This is a genomic window from Pseudomonas entomophila (genome assembly GCF_023277925.1).
GTDB classification, from domain to species: Bacteria; Pseudomonadota; Gammaproteobacteria; order Pseudomonadales; family Pseudomonadaceae; genus Aquipseudomonas; species Aquipseudomonas entomophila_D.
In genome coordinates, this window is record NZ_CP063832.1 from 1,078,283 (window position 1) to 1,096,423 (window position 18,141).

General features: G+C 66.4%; 16 protein-coding genes and 1 pseudogene. 7 read left to right on the plus strand and 10 right to left on the minus strand.

Translation table 11 applies throughout. The features are described 5' to 3' along the window. Positions 1-2: 2 nt before the first annotated feature. From IM733_RS04915 to IM733_RS04925, 3 genes are all read left to right on the plus strand, one after another. Positions 3-713 carry a YebC/PmpR family DNA-binding transcriptional regulator gene (locus tag IM733_RS04915; RefSeq protein WP_248919799.1) on the plus strand — a complete coding sequence of 237 codons (711 nt, stop codon included), beginning with the start codon at positions 3-5 and terminating at the stop codon, positions 711-713. Between the two features lie 103 nt (positions 714-816). After that, a complete protein-coding gene (locus IM733_RS04920; RefSeq protein ID WP_248919800.1) occupies positions 817-1,761 on the plus strand; it encodes a LysR family transcriptional regulator in 945 nt (314 codons plus the stop codon). Between the two features lie 167 nt (positions 1,762-1,928). Next, the gene (locus tag IM733_RS04925) at positions 1,929-3,338 is read left to right on the plus strand and encodes a DOPA decarboxylase (RefSeq protein ID WP_248919801.1); all 1,410 of its coding nucleotides are present in this window, start codon (positions 1,929-1,931) and stop codon (positions 3,336-3,338) included. A 26-nt stretch (positions 3,339-3,364) separates the two neighbouring features. On the opposite strand, the gene IM733_RS04930 is transcribed toward IM733_RS04925, so the two are convergent. Further along, positions 3,365-3,973 (minus strand): ATPase, encoded by a 609-nt coding sequence (locus IM733_RS04930; protein ID WP_248919802.1) that lies wholly within the window; start codon positions 3,971-3,973, stop codon positions 3,365-3,367. A gap of 355 nt (positions 3,974-4,328) precedes the next feature. On the opposite strand from IM733_RS04930, the gene katG reads away from it, so the two are divergent. Then, positions 4,329-6,563 carry a catalase/peroxidase HPI gene (gene katG / locus IM733_RS04935; RefSeq protein ID WP_248919803.1) on the plus strand — a complete coding sequence of 745 codons (2,235 nt, stop codon included), beginning with the start codon at positions 4,329-4,331 and terminating at the stop codon, positions 6,561-6,563. Positions 6,564-6,639: 76 nt separating this feature from the next. Here katG and IM733_RS04940 read toward each other — a convergent pair whose 3' ends face one another. Beyond that, positions 6,640-8,091 carry a PLP-dependent aminotransferase family protein gene (locus IM733_RS04940; RefSeq protein WP_248919804.1) on the minus strand — a complete coding sequence of 484 codons (1,452 nt, stop codon included), beginning with the start codon at positions 8,089-8,091 and terminating at the stop codon, positions 6,640-6,642. Between the two features lie 92 nt (positions 8,092-8,183). Between IM733_RS04940 and IM733_RS04945 the strand changes: the two genes are divergently transcribed. Continuing rightward, on the plus strand, positions 8,184-9,395 hold the full coding sequence (locus IM733_RS04945; protein WP_248919805.1) for a multidrug effflux MFS transporter: 1,212 nt from the start codon (positions 8,184-8,186) through the stop codon (positions 9,393-9,395). Positions 9,396-9,514: 119 nt separating this feature from the next. Here IM733_RS04945 and IM733_RS04950 read toward each other — a convergent pair whose 3' ends face one another. The 6 genes from IM733_RS04950 to IM733_RS04975 all read right to left on the minus strand — a co-directional run bounded on the left by IM733_RS04950 (position 9,515) and on the right by IM733_RS04975 (position 15,442). Beyond that, positions 9,515-10,303, minus strand: coding sequence for a DNA/RNA non-specific endonuclease (locus IM733_RS04950; RefSeq protein ID WP_248919806.1), 789 nt, complete (start codon positions 10,301-10,303; stop codon positions 9,515-9,517). 183 nt (positions 10,304-10,486) lie between these two features. Further along, positions 10,487-12,640, minus strand: a complete 2,154-nt coding sequence (locus IM733_RS04955) for a TonB-dependent receptor (RefSeq protein WP_248919807.1) — start codon at positions 12,638-12,640, stop codon at positions 10,487-10,489. A gap of 79 nt (positions 12,641-12,719) precedes the next feature. Further along, positions 12,720-13,127 carry a DUF2946 family protein gene (locus tag IM733_RS04960; protein WP_248919808.1) on the minus strand — a complete coding sequence of 136 codons (408 nt, stop codon included), beginning with the start codon at positions 13,125-13,127 and terminating at the stop codon, positions 12,720-12,722. Positions 13,128-13,231: 104 nt separating this feature from the next. Beyond that, the gene (locus IM733_RS04965; protein WP_248919809.1) at positions 13,232-13,549 is read right to left on the minus strand and encodes a DUF2388 domain-containing protein; all 318 of its coding nucleotides are present in this window, start codon (positions 13,547-13,549) and stop codon (positions 13,232-13,234) included. Between the two features lie 183 nt (positions 13,550-13,732). Further along, a complete protein-coding gene (locus IM733_RS04970; RefSeq protein ID WP_248919810.1) occupies positions 13,733-14,626 on the minus strand; it encodes a dihydrodipicolinate synthase family protein in 894 nt (297 codons plus the stop codon). A 33-nt stretch (positions 14,627-14,659) separates the two neighbouring features. After that, a complete protein-coding gene (locus IM733_RS04975) occupies positions 14,660-15,442 on the minus strand; it encodes an aldolase (protein ID WP_248919811.1) in 783 nt (260 codons plus the stop codon). 153 nt (positions 15,443-15,595) lie between these two features. Here IM733_RS04975 and IM733_RS04980 point away from each other — a divergent pair, with 153 nt between their 5' ends. Further along, on the plus strand, positions 15,596-16,138 hold the full coding sequence (locus tag IM733_RS04980) for a helix-turn-helix domain-containing protein (protein ID WP_248919812.1): 543 nt from the start codon (positions 15,596-15,598) through the stop codon (positions 16,136-16,138). Positions 16,139-16,181: 43 nt separating this feature from the next. On the opposite strand, the gene IM733_RS04985 is transcribed toward IM733_RS04980, so the two are convergent. Further along, positions 16,182-16,562, minus strand: a complete 381-nt coding sequence (locus IM733_RS04985; RefSeq protein WP_248919813.1) for a RidA family protein — start codon at positions 16,560-16,562, stop codon at positions 16,182-16,184. A gap of 169 nt (positions 16,563-16,731) precedes the next feature. Here IM733_RS04985 and IM733_RS04990 point away from each other — a divergent pair, with 169 nt between their 5' ends. Beyond that, positions 16,732-17,427 carry a tRNA (adenine(22)-N(1))-methyltransferase gene (locus IM733_RS04990; protein ID WP_283107517.1) on the plus strand — a complete coding sequence of 232 codons (696 nt, stop codon included), beginning with the start codon at positions 16,732-16,734 and terminating at the stop codon, positions 17,425-17,427. 124 nt (positions 17,428-17,551) lie between these two features. On the opposite strand, the pseudogene IM733_RS04995 reads toward IM733_RS04990, so the two are convergent. After that, positions 17,552-18,103, minus strand: a pseudogene (locus tag IM733_RS04995) (MFS transporter); the annotation flags it as partial. Positions 18,104-18,141 lie beyond the last annotated feature (38 nt).

The following is an 18,141-nucleotide window of genomic DNA, read 5'->3' on the forward strand; positions in this document are numbered from 1 at the left end:
ATATGGGCGCACAGTGGAAAGCCAAGCATAGAGAAACGGCGGCCAACGCCAAGGGCAAGATCATGGGCAAGCTGGCCAAGGAGATCCAGATCGCCGCCAAGTCCGGCGCCGATCCGGACATGAACCCACGCCTGCGCCTGGCCATCGTCCAGGCCAAGAAAGCCTCGATGACCCGTGAGACCCTGGAGCGTGCGATCAAGAAAGGCGCTGGCCTGGACGGCGAGGCCGTGCAGTACCATGCCGTCAGCTACGAAGGCTTCGCCCCGCACCAGGTGCCGCTGATCGTCGAGTGCCTGACCGACAACGTCAACCGTACCGTGGCCCAGATCCGCGTGCTGTTCCGCAAGGGCCAGCTGGGGGCCAGCGGTTCGGTGGCCTGGGACTTCAACCATGTCGGCCTGATCGAGGCCACCCCGGAAGGTGACGCCGACCCGGAAATGGCGGCCATCGAAGCCGGTGCCCAGGACTTCGAGGAAGGCGAGGAAGAGGGTTCGACCCTGTTCATCACCGACACCACCGACCTGGACGCGGTGCAGAAGGCCCTGCCGGAGCACGGCTTCACCGTGACGTCGGCGAAGATCGGCTACACCCCGAAGAACCCGGTCAGTGCCGCCAGCCTGAGCGCCGAGGCGCTTCAAGAGGTCGAAGCGTTCCTCGAGGCGATCGACGAGAACGAAGACGTGCAGAACGTCTATGTCGGCCTGACCGACTGACCTACCCAGCGCTTCACCGGCAAGCCGGCTCCTACACGCAGTTCCCCCGTAGGAGCCGGCTTGCCGGTGAATGGGCACTTGGATTCAGCACAGGGGAGCCTGCATGAACCCCACCTTCGCCTCCCTCAGCCTCGCCCACCTGCGCACCCTCGACTGCCTCCTGCATCTGAAGAACCTCAGCCACGCCGCCGAGCGCCTAGGCTGCAGCCAGTCCGCGCTCAGCCGCCAATTGGCCCTCCTGCGCGAGGCCTTCGACGACCCGTTGCTGGTGCGTCAGGGCCGTGGTTACGTACTCAGCGAGCACGCCGAGGCATTGGTCGAACCGCTACGGCAGGTGCTGGACGAACTCAACGCCCTGCGCCAACCCGCCGCCTTCGACCCGGCCCGTTGCGAGCGGCGTTTCTGCCTGGCGGCGTCGGACTATGTGGCCGAGCACATGCTGCCGTTGCTGGTGGCGGCATTGGAGCGCGAGGCACCTGGGGTGTCGCTGGAGTACCGCACCTGGCAGGCCGGGCAATACGCCTTGCTGGCCAGTGGCGAGATCGATCTGGCCACCACGCTGTTCGACGAGTCGCCAGCCAACCTGCACGGCCGCCTGCTCGGTGAGGACCGTGCGGTGTGCCTGATGCGGCATGACCATCCACTGACCTTGCACGCTGAACTCAGCCAGGGTGACTACCTGGCGTTCAAGCATGTGCGGGTGTCCGGTGGCGGCGACAAGGACAGCTTCATCGACCGCCACCTTCGCGCCCAGGGCGCGCAACGGCGGATCAGCCTGGAGGTGCCGTTCTTCAGCGCCATGGTCCAGGTGGTCGCTAACGGCCAGGCGCTGGCCACGGTGCCCGAGCATATCGCCACGCAATTGGCGCGGTTGCATGGCCTGGCCTGGCGGCCGCTGGGCTTCATCACGCACACCCAGCGCTACTGGGTGGTCTGGCATCAGCGCCTGCAGGCTTCGGCCGAGCACCGTTGGTTGCGCAACCGGGTGTACGAGCTGTGGCGCCAGTCGCAGTTCGGTGTGCAGGGCGGGCATGCGCCTTTGCCATAGCAGCTATGCGCGAAGTGGGGTTATTCATTGGTCAAAGGCGGCCTAGACTGCTGGGCATCGAGTTGTCTGCAACAGTCAATTCGCCGGCAAGCCGGTGCCCGCGCGGGAGCCGGCTTGCCGGCGAATTGGCCGGTACAGGCAGCGGACAACCCACAGGAGACCGCCGCGTGACCCCCGAACAATTCCGCCAGTACGGCCACCAACTGATCGACCTGATCGCCGACTACCGCCAGAGCGTCGCCGAGCGCCCGGTCATGGCCCAGGTCGAGCCTGGCTATCTCAAAGCCGCCTTGCCCGGCGTGGCGCCGCAGCAGGCTGAACCCTTCGAGGCGATCCTGAAGGATGTCGACCAGCTGCTGATGCCTGGCCTGTCCCATTGGCAACATCCCGACTTCTACGGTTACTTCCCCTCCAACGGCACGCTGTCGTCGGTGCTGGGTGATTTCCTCAGCACCGGCCTTGGCGTGCTTGGCCTGTCGTGGCAGTCCAGCCCGGCCCTGAGCGAGCTGGAGGAAACCACCCTCGACTGGCTGCGCCAACTGCTGGGGCTGTCCAGCCAGTGGAGCGGGGTCATCCAGGACACCGCCTCGACCAGCACCCTGGTGGCGCTGATCTGCGCCCGTGAGCGGACCACCGACTATGCCCTGGTGCGTGGCGGCCTGCAGGCCCAGGCCAAGCCTCTGGTGGTCTACGTCAGCGCCCACGCCCACAGCTCGGTGGACAAGGCCGCGCTGCTGGCCGGTTTCGGCCGCGACAACATTCGCTTGATCCCCACCGACGAACAGTTCGCCATGCAGCCCGAAGCGCTGCGAGCGGCCATCGACAAGGACCTGGCCGCCGGCAACCAGCCTTGCGCCGTGGTCGCCACCACCGGCACCACCACCACCACCGCGCTCGACCCGCTGCGCGCGATCGGCGAGATCGCCCAGGCCAACCAGCTGTGGCTGCATGTCGACTCGGCCATGGCCGGCTCGGCGATGATCCTGCCGGAATGCCGCTGGATGTGGGACGGTATCGAACTGGCCGATTCGGTGGTGGTCAATGCCCACAAGTGGCTGGGCGTGGCGTTCGACTGCTCGATCTACTACGTGCGCGACCCGCAGCACCTGATCCGGGTGATGAGCACCAACCCCAGCTACCTGCAATCGGCCGTCGATGGCGAGGTGAAGAACCTGCGCGACTGGGGCATCCCGTTGGGGCGCCGGTTCCGCGCGTTGAAGCTGTGGTTCATGCTCCGTAGCGAGGGCGTGGAAAACCTGCAGCAACGCCTGCGGCGCGACCTGGACAACGCCCGCTGGCTGGCCGAGCAGGTGCAGGCGTCGGGTGAGTGGGAGTTGCTGGCGCCGGTGCAGTTGCAGACCCTGTGCATTCGTCATCGCCCAGCCGGGCTGGACGGTGAGGCGCTGGATGCCCATACCCGTGGCTGGGCGGATCGCTTGAATGCCTCGGGTGACGCCTATGTGACGCCCGCTACCCTGGAAGGGCGCTGGATGGTGCGGGTCTCTGTCGGTGCGCTGCCGACCGAGCGCGAGCATGTGCAACGCCTGTGGCAGTGCCTGCAAGCCGTTGTGGCCTGACCCTGTAGGCGCCAGCAAGCTGGCGCCTACACCGATCCTTGCATCAGCAATTTGAGCGAGGCGTCGAACTGTTTCAGCGCATCGGCCTGCACGGCTTGCTCTTCATCCAGCTGGCGCGCCAGGTCGACCCTCTTGGCCTGCTTGCTCGCCACTCCTTCGGCGCGGCCGATGTAGGTCAGTTGCTCATCGAAGAACCGCGCCACCACGCTGGCCAGAATAGCTTCGCTGCCGGGGCTGGCGAGCTGGCTGCGGGCGTCGAGCAGCACGATCACATCCGGACGGTCGGCGAGCAGGGTGTCCAGGTCGTCGTAGAACGTGACTTCGGCGAAGGTCTGGGCGAGCGATTGCGCCAGCCATGCGTAGGCCTGGCTACCCCCCAGGGTGGCGACCGGTGTGCCTTTGGCCGTGCCCGGCACGGCCTGGTCACGGTGACGTTGCAGGTAGTCCAGGGTCGCGGCGGCGTTACGCCCCAGCAACACCGCCACATGCTGGCCGTGGTTCAGGGTGACGCTGGAGCGCTCGGTGGCCGAGTAGAAGTGCCCGTAGGGTGGTGTTTGTTGCTGGCTGGCAGGCGTCGCACAGCCAGCGATCGTGGCGAACAGGGCCAGCAGGGCGGCGAGCATGCCGGTTTTCATGGGAGTTCCCTCGTCGAAGTGCCAATGCCGTCATCTTCCTCGCGCAGGGCGGCGGGCGGAACTCGATGGCAGGCATGGTGGCTATCGACGGCATCGATGGTTCAGGGGGCACATGACGCGTTGACAGACCCACACTATCACCCCTCAATACTGCCTCTATTAGACCTCTGCCCAAGCTCGACTAGTCTTTCCCCTGGCCCCGCGAAAAGCCGTCGCGGGATGCGTGGCGGTGCTCACCGGCCACACCTGATGAGGGGTAGGCCTGGGCCTTGCGCCCGGCCGATCGAAAACCTGGCGCCGCGTTCACAACAATGCCCGCAAACCTGGACAGATCCGACCCAAAAGGTAGAAGCAGATGTCGAACGAATCGAAATGCCCGTTCCATCAAACCGCTGGTGGTGGCACCAGCAACCGTGACTGGTGGCCTGACCAGCTCAACCTGAAGATCCTCCACCAGCACTCGCGCAAGTCCGATCCGATGGACCCGGACTTCGACTACGCCAAGGCGTTCAAGAGCCTCGACTTCCAGGCCCTGAAAAAAGACCTGACCGCCTTGATGACCGATTCCCAGGACTGGTGGCCGGCCGACTTCGGCCACTACGGCCCGCTGTTCATCCGCATGGCCTGGCACAGCGCCGGCACCTATCGCATCGGTGATGGCCGGGGCGGCGCCGGCTCCGGCCAGCAACGCTTCGCCCCGCTCAACAGCTGGCCGGACAACGTCAGCCTGGACAAGGCTCGGCGCCTGCTGTGGCCGATCAAGCAGAAGTACGGCAACAAGATTTCCTGGGCCGACCTGATCGTGCTCACCGGTAACGTCGCCCTGGAGTCCATGGGCTTCAAGACTTTCGGCTTCTCCGGTGGCCGCGCCGATGTCTGGGAGCCGGACGAGGATGTGTACTGGGGTTCGGAGAAGGTCTGGCTGGGTGGCGACACCCGCTATGGCAAGGCCGAGGCACCCGGCAAGGGCGACCTGGTGGCCGAGCCGGCCAAGCGCCCGGAAGAACAGGGCCGCAATCTGGCCGGCGAGCGCAACCTGGAAAACCCCCTCGCCGCCGTGCAGATGGGCCTGATCTACGTCAACCCGGAAGGCCCGGAAGGCAACCCCGACCCGGTCGCCTCGGGCAAGGATATCCGCGACACCTTCGGCCGCATGGCCATGAACGATGAAGAAACCGTGGCCCTGATCGCCGGTGGCCACGCCTTCGGCAAGACCCACGGCGCCGGCCCCGCCGACAACGTCGGCCCCGAACCGGAAGCGGCGGGCCTGGAGCAGCAGGGCTTTGGCTGGCACAACAGGTTCGGCACCGGCAAGGGCGGCGACACCATCACCAGTGGCTTGGAAGTGACCTGGACCTCGACGCCGACGAAATGGAGCAACAAGTACCTGAACAACCTGTTCAACTTCGAGTGGGAACTGACCAAGAGCCCAGCCGGCGCGCATCAATGGCGACCCAAAGACGGCAAGGGCGCCAACACCGTGCCCGACGCCCACGACGCCTCGAAACGCCATGCACCCTCGATGCTCACCTCCGACCTGGCGCTGCGTTTCGACCCGATCTACGCACCTATCGCCCGGCGCTTCAAGGATAACCCCGACCAGCTCGCCGACGCGTTCGCCCGCGCCTGGTACAAGCTGATTCACCGCGACATGGGGCCGCTGGCGCGTTACCTGGGCCCGGAAATGCCCAATGAGGAACTGCTGTGGCAGGACCCGCTGCCCAAGGCCGGCCCTCAACCAAGCGAAGCCGACATCGCCGCGTTCAAGGCCAAGGTGCTGGCTTCGGGGCTGAGTGTCGCCGAGCTGGTTTCCACCGCCTGGGCCTCGGCCTCGACCTTCCGCGGCTCGGACAAGCGCGGTGGCGCCAACGGCGCTCGCTTGCGCCTTGCCCCGCAGAAGGAGTGGGCGGCGAACCAGGGCGTCGACAAGGTACTGGCGGCACTGGAGAAGATCCGGGGCGAGGGGGGGAACAAGATCTCCCTGGCCGACCTGATCGTGCTGGCTGGCAGTGCGGCGGTGGAGAAGGCCGCCAAGGATGCTGGGCACACGATCAGCGTGCCCTTCCACCCGGGACGCGTGGATGCCTCGCAGGAGCAGACCGATGTCGAGTCGTTCGCCGTGCTGGAGCCGCTGGCCGACGGCTTCCGTAACTTCAGCAAGGCGCGCTACAGCGTCAAGGCCGAGAAGCTGCTGCTGGACAAGGCCCAGTTGCTGACCCTCACCGCACCGGAACTGACCGTGCTGGTCGGTGGCCTGCGTGTGCTCGGCGCCAACCATGGCGGCAGCAAGGAAGGGGTGTTCACCGACAAGCCCGGCGTACTGACCAACGACTTCTTCCGCAACTTGCTGGACATGGGCGTGGAGTGGAAGCCGACCGCGGCGGACAACGAGCACTTCGAAGGTCGTGACCGCAAGACCGGCGCGGTGAAGTGGACCGGTAGCCGAGTCGACCTGGTGTTCGGCTCCCATGCGCAGTTGCGTGCCCTGAGCGAGGTATATGGCAGTAGCGATGCCGCGGCGAAGTTCGTCAAGGACTTCGTCGCGGCCTGGGTGAAGGTCATGGAGCTGGACCGCTTCGACCTCAAGTAGCCCACCTGCCGCAAAAGCCCGCCCCACAGGTTTGCCGCCTGTGGGGCGGGTGCGTTTTCAGGCCATGCTGGGCGCTTCAGGGCGCCGGTTGGCACGGTGCCCGCAGCAGCTCGGCCAGTTGCCTGCCGGCATGACGCACTTGTGCAAGGGTCAGGGAGGCGTAGCCGAGCACAATGGCCGACGGCGGTCGCGCATCGATGCAGAACCGCTGCAGTGGTTGCAGGTGCAAGCCGACTTCGGCCGCCCGCTGGCACAGGTGCTCCGCGTCGCTGCCAGCGGGCAGTCGCAGCAGGCAATGCAGGCCGGCATGGTCGCCGTGAAGAGTGAATTGCCCGGGGGCGTGCTGTTGCAGCACGGCGGCCAGGGCATCGCGGCGTTGCTGGTAGGTGTGCCGGGCGGTGCGCAGGTGGCGCAGCAGGCCGCCACTGTCGAGCAGCCGGGCCAGGGCCAGCTGTTCGACCACACCGACGGCGCGGCCGGTCAGCTCGACACGGGCCAGCAAGGCGGCGCGCCAGGCCTTGGGGACCAGCAGGTAACCCACCCGCAGGCCGGCGAACAGGGTCTTGTTGAAGCAACCGCAGAAGATCACCCGGTCACCTGGGTCCAGCGCCTTGAGGGCGGGCAATGGGGCGCTGTTGTAGTTGAACTCACTGTCGTAGTCGTCCTCGAAGATCCAGGCCTGCTCGCGCTGCGCCCAGTCCAGCAACGCCAGGCGCCGCGATACCGGCAGGGTGGCGCCGGTCGGTGCCTGGTGCGCAGGCGTGAGGTAGAGCAGGCGGGCGCCACTGCCGGGCAGGGCATCACTGCGCAGCCCGTCGTCATCCACCGGCAATGCCCGCACCTGGGCGCCGGCCTGGCGCAGCAGGGCGGCGGCAGCGGGGTAGCCGGGGTCTTCGATGGCGGCAATATCGCCTGGGCGCAGGAGCGTGGCGATGACCAGATCAAGGCTGTCGCGAATGCCATGGGTGATGATCAGGTCGTCGGCCGAGCAGGCGATGCCACGGTGCTGGGCCAGGTAGCCGGCCAACTGTTCACGCAACGCAGGCGCACCTTGCGCCGTGGCGTGGGCGAGTTGATCGGGTGAGGCGCGGTTCAAGGCCTGGGTCAGCAGTTGCGCCCATTGCCGAGGTGGAAACAGCGCGGGATCGGGCAGGCGGGCCACGAAAGGCACGCCGGCACGGACCCGGGTTTCCAGCGGGGACGGTACGCCACTGGCCGCGAGTGCCGGCGTGGCGTTGTCTATGCCGAGCAGATGCTCGGGCACCACGGCGCAGACACGGCTGCCGGAACCGCTGCGCCGTTCGATGTAACCCTCACTGCGCAGACGGTCGAACACCACTTCCAGCGTGCCGCGCGACAACCCCCAGCGTGCCGCCAGGGTGCGGCTGGAGGGCAGCGCCGCCCCCGCGAGCAGGCGTCGTTCGAGGATGGCGTCGCGCAACGCCTGGTAGGCGCCTTGCTGCTTGCCGAGGCCGGGTGTGGAAGGCAGCGGCAGGTCGAGGGGCAGGGCGGTCTTGCCGCGAGACATAGTGGTCTACTCTCTGGTGCGCCAAATGGCTCTGAATACTAGACCGCTTTCACTCTACCCTGCGAGCGTCTTGTACCTGTGGAGCTGTACCGATGTTCACCCTTCGTCCCCTGAGCCCGTGGGGCTGGTCGTGCCTGCTGCTGGCGCTGGTGTGCCTGCCCCGTGTCGCCCTGGACCTGTACCTGCCGGCCTGGCCGCAGATGGCCCGGGCATTGGAGGTGCCGCCCGCCCAGGTGCAGTTCAGCCTGACCGCCTACATGCTCGGCTACGCCTTGTGCATGCTGCTGGCCGGGCCTTTGTGCGACTTTTGGGGGCGGCGCCCCCTGCTGCTGGCGGGGCTCGGCCTGTATGGCGTGGCCACCCTGGGCTGCCTGCTGGCGGTGGACCTGCCGAGCCTGTGCGTGGCGCGTTTCTTCCAGGCCCTGGGCGGCTGTTGCGGGCCACTGGTGGCCAGGGTGATGGTGCGTGATCGGTTCGCCTCGGACGAACAGGCGCGCCTGCTGGGGCTGCTGTCCAGCGGCATGGCCATCGCGCCGCTGCTGGCACCGGTGTTCGGCAGCCTGCTGCTGGAGGTGCTGGGGTGGCGCGGGTTGTTTGGCGGGTTGTTGGTGATCGGCTTGCTGAGCCAGGTGCAGGCGATGCGCTACTTGCCGGAGACGCGCCCTGCAGACATGCCACCGCCACGGCTGCGCCAAGCCTGGCGCCAGGTGCTGGGCAGCCGGGTGTTCTGGCGCAGCTCGTTGGTGATCGGTTGCGCCTATTGCAGTTACTTTCCCTTCATCAGCGAATCCTCGTTGCTGCTGCAACACGGCCTGGGCTTGTCGCCGCAGGGCTATGCACTGGTGCTGGGCGGGACAGTGGCCGCTTATGCGGCGGGGTCACGCGGCTATGGCCCGTTGGTCCGACGCCTGGGCAACGAGCGGGTGATCGCCCTGGGCTGCGCCATCAACCTGGCCGGCAGCGCAGGGCTGCTGGCCCTGCAACTGGCGGGCGCGGGCTTGTGGGCACTGCCCGTGGCGCTGTTGCCGGTGATGCTATCGGTGGGGCTGATCATCCCGGCGTGCCAGTGGGCCGTGCTGCAGCCCTTCGCCACAATTGCCGGCACCGCCTCGGGCGGGTTCTTCTTCGTGCAGATGCTGCTGACGGTACTGAGCAGCGCGCTGACCGGCGCATGGTCCGACGGTAGCGCGTGGCCGATGGTGGGCATGACGGTGGCGGCGAGCGCCTTGTTGCCGGGGGTGTTGTGGCTGACCGCGGACAGGCGACAGGCACGGACGAAACAAGTGCTGTTGGCGGGGGAATGAGCCCAGATCTTCAAGGTGCTCGACGACACTGTTGCAGTGCTCTCGCCCAATATCCTGCCGCCAACACAGCCCTTTAGCCTAGAGACCTTGAAAGAGATGGGCCTTGGTGCCAGTCCCCATCATTCCCGGTCGCAACCGGTCGGTACCGGCCATGAGCGCGCCGGGCGCTGGTCCTTCACTGCCTCGGGCACATCGATCGGCGCTTCGCCGGGCCCCAGCAGCGCCTCGATCTCCTGCACGCTACGCAGGTAGGGGGTCAGGTCGGTGCCCAGCCCGGCCTGGTGGGGGATCCACCAGGCGATGACCTGCGGCTGCCCGGCGTCATCCTCGGTCAGCAGCACCTTCCAGAACACTTCCGGGGTGGCGATGCCGTGGCTTTGCGCAAAGTAGTCGTTCTTCAGCGCGTCGCCCTCGTGGCTGAACACCACGCCGCCGATCACCTTGAGCGGATGCCGGTCGCGATAGCATTCGGTAAGCAGTTCGGTCTGGTACCAGGTCTGGCTGTTGTGCGATGCCAGCTGCGGGACGATGTTGCTCATCAGGTTGGAGGCATCCATCGCCGTGCGGTCGTCATCGAAATGGTTGTTGGCCGCCAGGTGCCCACGGTGAAAACCCTTGGGCAGCGAGTAGGCCTTCGCCGAGTGCTGGCCCACGCAGCCCGCGGGCAGGTCGCGGTCGATGCGGAAGTTGTCCTTGCGCTCCAAGTGGCCCTCGTCCTTGTCGAGGGTGAAGGCGAAGCGATGGGGTTCGCCGCGTTGGCAGTCGTACCAGAGCTGGAAGCGGCCGCGTTCGAGCAGGGTGAGCTCGGCGGGTGGCGTGGGCAGCCTCTCGGGTGGGGTGGGGGACGGAAGCCGAGGGGCGCAGGAAGTCAGGGTGAGGACGAACAGCAGGAACAGCAAACGGCGCATGGCGCGTCATCCTTGGGCGAACAACGAAGGCGAGCTTGCTCCGCAAGGAAATACCTTGCGGAACAAACAGTTGGGCGCATTCTAACGACCTGCGCCCACTGCTTCACTCATCCAGGAGCGTGAGCCTGGCACCCGCTGGGCGGGTGATCGCGGCTGAAGCCGCTCCTACGGGGTTGCATGGGTTCAGAAGCGCACGTCCATCGCTACCTCGAAGGTGCGTGGCGCGCCCATGTAGTACTGGGTGCCGTAGGCCTGCTTGGCATACACCTCGTCGGTGAGGTTGCGTACCCGCCCGGTCAGGGTGGTGTGCTCATCCAGGCGGTAGCGGGCGAAGGCGCCGAACAGGGTGTAGGCCGGGGCCTTGAGGGTATTGGCGTTGTCGGCGTACACCGAGTCGACGTAGCGTGCGTCCACGCCGGCCGACCAGGCCGGGGTGAAGCTGTAGGTCAGCCACAGGTTGCCGACATTGGCCGGTACGTTGACCGGCGCGTTGCCCTTGCGCGATACCGACACGCCATTGACCGCTTCGTTGAACTCATCGTATTGCGCATCGACGTAGGCGTAGTTGGCTTCGGCGAGCAGCTTCGGGGTGACCTGCAGGCGCCCGGACAGCTCGATGCCGCGGGAGGTCTGCTGGCCTGCCTGGACAGTGAGGTTGGGGTTGCTGGAGTCGCGCACGGCGAAGTCCTTGCGCACGATCTGGTACACCGCCACGGTCGCTGCGCCGCGCCCATCGAGGAAGTCGAACTTGCTGCCGGCTTCCCACTGTTCGCCCTTGGACAGGTCGAACAACCCCACGTTGGAATAGGTGGCCGCAGCCAGCGAGCCGGCCGGCAGGTCTGCAGCGGTGCTGTATTGCACATAGACGCTGGCCGATGGGGTCAGCGCGTAGGTCAGGCCGACCCGCCCGGACAGCGGCTCCCAGCGCCGCTCGAAGTAGGCGGGCGATGTGGGGCTGATGGCACCGTAGTTGTTCACCTCCATGTCCAGATAGTCGTAGCGCAAGGCCGTGAGCAGGGCCAGGCGATCGGTCAGTTCCAAACGGTTCTCGGCAAACAGGGCACGGTTGATGACTTCGTGGTGACGCTGGCGGGTGAGGCCACGGTTCACGCCGGGAATGTTGTCGAAGCTGCCGGGGTCGAAATGGTCCGGGTCGACCATATCGCTCCAACTGCTGGAGGTGGGGTAGAGGTCCTGACGCATGCGTGACCAGTCCAGGCCCATGGCCCACTGGGTCGGCAGGCCGAACAGGCTGTTGTCGTGGCGCCACTCGACACGGTCACCGAGCACGCTCTGGGCGTGGCGTTGCAGGTAGGGGCTGGCGCGCACCACGTTGCCTGCACCGTTGTAGCGATAGTTCTCGACGTTGCGGTAATCACGCTCGGCTTTGTAGTGGTACAGGGTGTTGTGCACGCTGGTGCTGTCGCTGACCTGGTAATCGAGCATCGAGCGCAGCCAGCGCACGCGCTGTTCGTAACGGCCGTCGGCGACGTTGTAGTTCTCGAAACGGCGGCTGTTGTCGATCTTCATGGTGCTGCGCCCGGGGAGGATCGGCGAGCCCCAGTATGGGCTGTCTTCCTTGTCCTCCTGGTACTCCACGGCGAAGGTGTGGGTGAGATCGGGGGTGAGGTCGCTGAGCACGGAGAAGGCCAGGCTGTCGGTCTTGCGCTGGTTGCGGTCGATATAGCCGTTGCCCTGGCTGCGACTGAAGTCCAGGCGGGCGAAATGGCGGGCGTCGGCGGGGTTGCTGGCCAGGGCCTGGTTGATGCCGAAGGCGTACTCGGCGTCGTCGTAGCTGCCGTAGCGGATGCGCCCGTCGATGGTCTGCTGGTCGCGGCTGGCCAGCTTGGTGATGTAGTTGATCGAGCCGCCCACGGAGCCTGCGCCATGCAGGAACGACGACGGGCCGCCCAGCAGCTCGACACGGTCGATCACCCAGGCGTCGACCGGGCGGGTGGCGCTGCTGTAGCCCAGGTTGATGCCGTTGTAGAGCTGGGTTACCTGGTTCTGGGTGAAGCCCCGATAGGTGACGAAACCACCGTAGCCCGGGTTGGCCGAGGCGTTGACGCCGGTCATGGCGTTGATCACGTCCTGGGTATCCTTGGCGTCGCGCTGCTCGATCACCCGGCGGTCGGATACGCTCACCGAGGCGGGGGTTTCCCGGGCGGTCAAACCAAGGCGTGAGCCGGTGCGGATCGGCTCGTCCAGCTGCACGCCCGAGGGGGCTTCGCGCTCGCCGTCGACGGTGGTGGCAGACAGCTCGACAGGCGCGTTTTGCGCCCAGGCACAGGTGCAGGTGGCGCCCATCAGGAGCACCAGGGAGGTGTTGCGGATCATGTTGTGTTTTCCACGCAAGGGTCATGGCAGGGCCTGACCGCCCTGGCGAACAGGCACGCACGGGCGCGCCGGCCAAGGGTCAGGCGAACGGTTCGGTTGCGGGGAAAAGACGAGGGGAGGCGCGGGGATTGATGGCGTGACGCAGAAAACGTGGTGGTGGCTGCGCCCAGCTGCGCACGACGATCGGGGAGGGGGCGTGGCCCTGGACCTCGGTGAACGACCAACCATGGCTGGCCAGCGGCACCGCGAGGGCAAAGGATGAGCATACCGGGCAGTCGAGCTGCGCCATGTGCTGGTCGCCCCCGGCACCGTCCAGGTCGATGGCTGAACCGTGCTCGCTGTCCAGCGAGCAGAAGCCACCTTCGAGGCCGGACAGGCGCAAGCCACTCATCTGGCCATGGTGCATGCCGCACAGCAATAGGCTGAACAGGACGCTGGCATACAGCGCCCAGGCGGTCAGCGAACGTGTCCGACGGGTGGTTTTCATGGCGGCGAATCTACCATCCGGATGGATGGCGTGGTTCGCGCCGTGGTGTGGCGGATTGTCGCAGCGAGGCTTGGGCAAGGCCCAGGCCTCGGCCGCTCACGGTGTCATTGACTCGCCGCGGCGCCATCCTGCGACAGCAGCGCCTTCGCCAGTTCCTCGTCGCTGGTCTGCAACCCTGGGTTGTCATGGCGCGCCTGCGCCAGCGCCGACTCCAGGTAGGCGCCACGGATCGCGCCGCCACTGGCGACGAAGGCCGACAGCTCGTCGCGGGCCGGAATGATGCGTTTATCATCCTTGAAAGTGGAGTACAGCGAAGCGGAGATCCCCGCCGAAGTGGCGACGTCACCGGCATCGACGCGGGCCAGGGCGGTGCCGGCGGGCAGCAGGAGCAGCAGCGATGAAGCGAGCAGTAAGGGGCGCATGGCGAGTCCTCCGGAAGGTGAGGCCAATGGGAGTTACTGCATGATGTTAAGAGCGGTGGGGTGGGGCCGGAGTTCCGCAGGAAACCCAACCCACCGCATGACCCGGTAGGAGCCAGCCTCGCTGGCGAACACCGGCAAGGCCGGTGCCGTGCCCCAGCGCCGGTTTCGTGGATGTTGGCTAGGTCAACGCGTGATCTTCAACCCATCAAGCAGCGTCAGCAACTTCGTTCTACCCGCATCATCCAACCCGAACACCGGCCGCCGAGGCTCGCCGACCGGCAGCCCGGTCAAGGCCAGGCCAGCCTTGATGGTGGCCGGCAAGCCGCCCTTGAGGATGAAGTCCAGCAGTGGCAGCTGACGGTAGAACAACGTCCTGGCCTGCTCCAGTTCACCCGCCAGCACCGCCTGGTACAGCCGCTGGTTGAGATCGGGAATCAAGTTGGCCGCCGCCGTGCACCACCCCGTGGCACCCGCGACGAAGGCCTCCAGCGCCAGCGGGTTGCAGCCGTTGTAGAACGGCACCTGCCCTTCGCCAAGCACCTGCAGTTTGTGCATGCGCTGGATGTCGCCGGTGCTCTCCTTGACCATGGTCACGTTGTCCACCTCGCGCACGATGCGCAGGATCAGTTCCACGGGCATGTCGGTACCGCTGGTGGCGGGGTTGTTGTAGAGCATGATCGGCAGGTCGATGGCCGCGCCGATGGCCCGGTAATGCTGGAGGATTTCGGCTTCGCTGAGCTTCCAGTACGCCGACGGCAGCACCATCACCGCATCGGCGCCGTGCTGCTGGGCGAAGCGCGCGCGGCGGATAGCGCCAGCAGTAGTCAGGTCGGAGACGCTGACGATGCTGGGCACACGCTTGGCGATGCGTTCGAGGCTGTACTGGGCAACTTGCTGCCATTCGTTGTCGCTCAGGTAGGCACCTTCGCCGGTGCTGCCCAAGGGCGCGATGGCCTGCACGCCGCCTGCGACCAGGCGGTCGATGGACTGGCCCAGCGCGGGCAGGTCGAGCTGCTCGCCGTCCTGGCTGAACGGGGTGATGGTGTAGCCGATGATGCCGTGGAATCGAGTGGTCATGCTGGAAGTCTCCGCAAGCAAGGCAAGGTAGGGTCAGGCAAGGCAGTCGGCGTGCTGGCGCAGGCACTGCCGGGCGAAGTAGTTGAAGGCCGCGCCGTGGCGCTTGGGGCGGTCGATCCAGTCATGGGCGTCGCGGCCCAGCGCCGGGTCGATCGGCTTGACGGTTCCGGCGGCCATGGCCAGCAATTGCAGGCGCGCGGCGCGCTCGATCAGTTGGGCATAGACACAGGCCTGCTCGATGCTGGTGCCGGTGGACAGCTGGCCGTGGTGCGACAGCAGGATGGCGCGCTTGTCGCCCAGGGCGTTGCTGATGATCTCGCCTTCCTCGTTGCCCACCGGCACACCAGGCCAGGCTTCGAGGAACGCGCAGTCTTCGTACAGCGGGCACAGGTCCATGTGCGAGACCACCAGCGGCACTTCCAGCATCGACAACGCGGCGACGTGGGTGGGGTGGGTGTGGATGATGCAGTTCACATCCGGACGGGCGCGGTACACCCAGCTGTGGAAGCGATTGGCCGGGTTGGGCATGCCTTCGCCTTCGAGCACCTCGAGGTCTTCGTTGACCAACAGCAGGTTGCTGGCGCTGATCTCGTCGAAACCCAGGCCCAGCTGTTGGGTGTAGAACGTACCCGGTTGCGGGCCACGGGCGCTGATCTGCCCGGCCAGGCCCGAGTCGTGGCCATGGTCGAAGAGAATTCGGCAGGTCAGGGCCAGCTTTTCGCGCACGGTCCACGTATTATCCGCGAGCGAGCCTTGCATCTGTTGCAGTGCTTTTTGCACCAGCTGGTCTTTGCTGTGTGTCAGGGTATTGGCCATGGGGGTCTATCCTCTGTGGCGTGACGGTGGATGTCATGGCTGGCTCGCCCCTTTGCTTTCGACGGTGGAGGGGCGATCAACTTATGACACAAATAATCCTATATGACACAAAGTGTCATAGGCAAGTGCGTTTGTTTGGGAAACCCGCGTCACATGTCCATTCGACTGAAACTGTTGCGAAAGAAACTGGGGATCACCCTCGAGGTGCTGGCCGAGAAGTCCGGCATGACCAAGAGCTACCTGTCCAAGGTCGAACGTGGCCTGAACACCCCTTCGATAGCCGCCGCGCTAAAGCTGGCGCGGGCGCTGAACGTCAATGTCGAGGAGTTGTTCGACGGCGAGCAAACGGGCCCGGCGCGCTACAGCCTGGTGCGCCGCGGTGAGCGCCAGGCCCTGGTGGGCAGCGGTGAAGGGCCGGGGTATGCGGTGCTGACCTCGCAGGTGGGGCAGCGCAGCCTGTTGCCGTTCCTGATCCAGCCGCCGAGCGCTTTCAGCGACCCAACGTTCAAGGCGCACGCGGGCGAGGAGTTCTTGTTCGTCCACGAGGGGCAGGTGGAGGTGGACTTCATGAGCGAGCGGGTGCTGCTGGAGGCGGGGGATGCTTTGCACTTCAACGCCCAGACGCCGCACCGGTTGCGTTCGGTCGGTGAGCGCCAGGCTCAGCTGCTGGTGGTGGTGCAGGGCGGCGAAGGCTGAGGGCGGGGGCGGTTCGCCGGCCTGCCAGCGAACCTTCGGTCGGTCAGCCCTTGGCCGCCATCGCCGTCACTTCCACACGCATGCCGTCAAAGGCCAGCGAGGCGACGCCGACCGCCGCACGCACTGGCCACGGCTTGCTGAAGAAGCGCTGGTACACCTCGTTGAAAGCCGCGCGGTCGGCCATGTCGGTCAGGTAGATGGTCAGGTGCAGCACCCGGTCCATCGAGCTGCCGGCGCGCTCCAGGGCGACCTTCAGCGCCTGCAAGGTGCATTCGCATTGCGTGGTGATGTCGCCCAGCTCCAGGCTGCCGTCGGCGTGTACAGGGATCTGGGTGCTGACCAGCACGCCGTTGTACTCGGCGACGTCGGAAGAAATGGAGTCGGCGTCCGGGTCCGGGGTGAAGATGATGTCTGCGTTTGCCATGGGGTGTTTGCCTTGCGACGGAAGGAAAACGGCAAGCCTACGCGAGCTGCTGGGGCGGGTCGAGTCGGGGTGCCGGTCGCATGGATTTGAAAAGTCCGGCCGGGCTCGGCAGAATCGCGGGCCGCTCCGGCCATCGATGCCGGATTCCGGTTCTGATATGAGGCTGCCGTTGAACGAACACACCTTGTCCATGCGCCTGGAGCGCGTGGCCGCGCATGTGCCCCCAGGGGCGCGACTGGCCGATATCGGCTCCGACCATGGCTACCTGCCGGTGGCGTTGATGCGCCGTGGCGCGATTGCCGCAGCGGTGGCCGGCGAAGTGGCGCCGACCCCGTTTCTCTCGGCGCAACGCACCGTGCGCGAGAATGGGCTCGACGACCGCATCACCGTGCGCCAGGCCAACGGCCTGGCCGCCATCGAGCCGGGTGACGGCATCACCGCCGTCAGCATCTGCGGCATGGGTGGCGAGACCATTCGCGACATGCTCGAAGCCGGCAAGCAGCACCTGCATGGCCAGGAGCGGCTGGTGCTGCAGCCCAACGGTGGTGAGCAGCTGCTGCGCCAGTGGCTGGCGGACAACGGCTATCGCATCCTTGGCGAGGAAGTGCTGCGGGAGAATCGCTTCGACTACGAGATCATCGTCGCCCAACGCGGTGATGCGCCGCCCTACAGCGCCGAGCAGCTGTACTTCGGGCCGTTGTTGATGGAGGAGCGCAGCCCGGCGTTCCTGTTCAAGTGGCAGCGCATGCTGCGCCAGAAGCAGCAGACCCTGGCCAATTTCGCCCATGCCCGCCAGGCGGTGCCGCAGGAAAAACTCGACGACATCAGCCGCCAGGCCCGCTGGATCAGCGCGCTGCTGGCCTGACACTTTGAGCGGCTTTAGCCGCGATGAGGGCATCGCGCTGTCTGGCACCCGCTGCGCGGGTGATCGCGGCTAAAGCCCCCCTACCTAGGCCAAGCCAGCTGGGCAGGGGGCCCGTTCATTCAGTTCAGCGCGGGTTGACCACACCCGCCGGCACCTTCAGCACCAGCAACCCACCCAGCACGATGGCCACCGCCAGCACCTGCAGGGCGAGCCCAGGGCTCTGCGTGGCATCGCGCATCCAGCCGATCAGGTAAGGCGCCAGGAACGAGGCGACACTGCCGAACGAGCTGATCATCGCGATGCCCGCCGCCTGGGTAGTGCCAGACAGGAACGCCGGGGGCAACTGCCAGAACATCGGCAGCGCGGCACTGGCGCCCATGCCCGCCAGCACCAGCCCTCCCATCACCAGCAAGGCATTGCCCGGTGCCAGGCCCGCCAGGGCGATACCGGCGGCTGCCATCAGCAGTGGCATGCACAGGTGCCAGCGCCGCTCGCGGCGTCGGTCCGACGAGCGTCCGCAGGCGAGCATGAACAGGCAACCCGCTAGGTAAGGCACGGCGCTAAGCAGGCCGACCTGGCCATCGCTGCCGATCCCGGCCCCATGGATCAGGCTCGGCATCCAGAACGCCAAGGTGTTCACCGCCAGCATCACGTCGAAGTAGACCGCTACCAGCAACGTCCGGCAAGTGCGCGGACGGGACGGCGCAGGTTTTT

Excerpts from the sequence above, each read along its gene's own strand:
- IM733_RS04915 (WP_248919799.1), top strand. The coding sequence starts at position 3 with ATGGGCGCACAGTGGAAAGCCAAGCATAGAGAAACGGCGGCCAACGCC.
- IM733_RS04920 (WP_248919800.1), top strand. The coding sequence starts at position 817 with ATGAACCCCACCTTCGCCTCCCTCAGCCTCGCCCACCTGCGCACCCTC.
- IM733_RS04930 (WP_248919802.1), bottom strand. The coding sequence starts at position 3,973 with ATGAAAACCGGCATGCTCGCCGCCCTGCTGGCCCTGTTCGCCACGATC.
- katG (WP_248919803.1), top strand. The coding sequence starts at position 4,329 with ATGTCGAACGAATCGAAATGCCCGTTCCATCAAACCGCTGGTGGTGGC.
- IM733_RS04940 (WP_248919804.1), bottom strand. The coding sequence starts at position 8,091 with ATGTCTCGCGGCAAGACCGCCCTGCCCCTCGACCTGCCGCTGCCTTCC.
- IM733_RS04945 (WP_248919805.1), top strand. The coding sequence starts at position 8,184 with ATGTTCACCCTTCGTCCCCTGAGCCCGTGGGGCTGGTCGTGCCTGCTG.
- IM733_RS04950 (WP_248919806.1), bottom strand. The coding sequence starts at position 10,303 with ATGCGCCGTTTGCTGTTCCTGCTGTTCGTCCTCACCCTGACTTCCTGC.
- IM733_RS04955 (WP_248919807.1), bottom strand. The coding sequence starts at position 12,640 with ATGATCCGCAACACCTCCCTGGTGCTCCTGATGGGCGCCACCTGCACC.
- IM733_RS04960 (WP_248919808.1), bottom strand. The coding sequence starts at position 13,127 with ATGAAAACCACCCGTCGGACACGTTCGCTGACCGCCTGGGCGCTGTAT.
- IM733_RS04965 (WP_248919809.1), bottom strand. The coding sequence starts at position 13,549 with ATGCGCCCCTTACTGCTCGCTTCATCGCTGCTGCTCCTGCTGCCCGCC.
- IM733_RS04970 (WP_248919810.1), bottom strand. The coding sequence starts at position 14,626 with ATGACCACTCGATTCCACGGCATCATCGGCTACACCATCACCCCGTTC.
- IM733_RS04975 (WP_248919811.1), bottom strand. The coding sequence starts at position 15,442 with ATGGCCAATACCCTGACACACAGCAAAGACCAGCTGGTGCAAAAAGCA.
- IM733_RS04980 (WP_248919812.1), top strand. The coding sequence starts at position 15,596 with ATGTCCATTCGACTGAAACTGTTGCGAAAGAAACTGGGGATCACCCTC.
- IM733_RS04985 (WP_248919813.1), bottom strand. The coding sequence starts at position 16,562 with ATGGCAAACGCAGACATCATCTTCACCCCGGACCCGGACGCCGACTCC.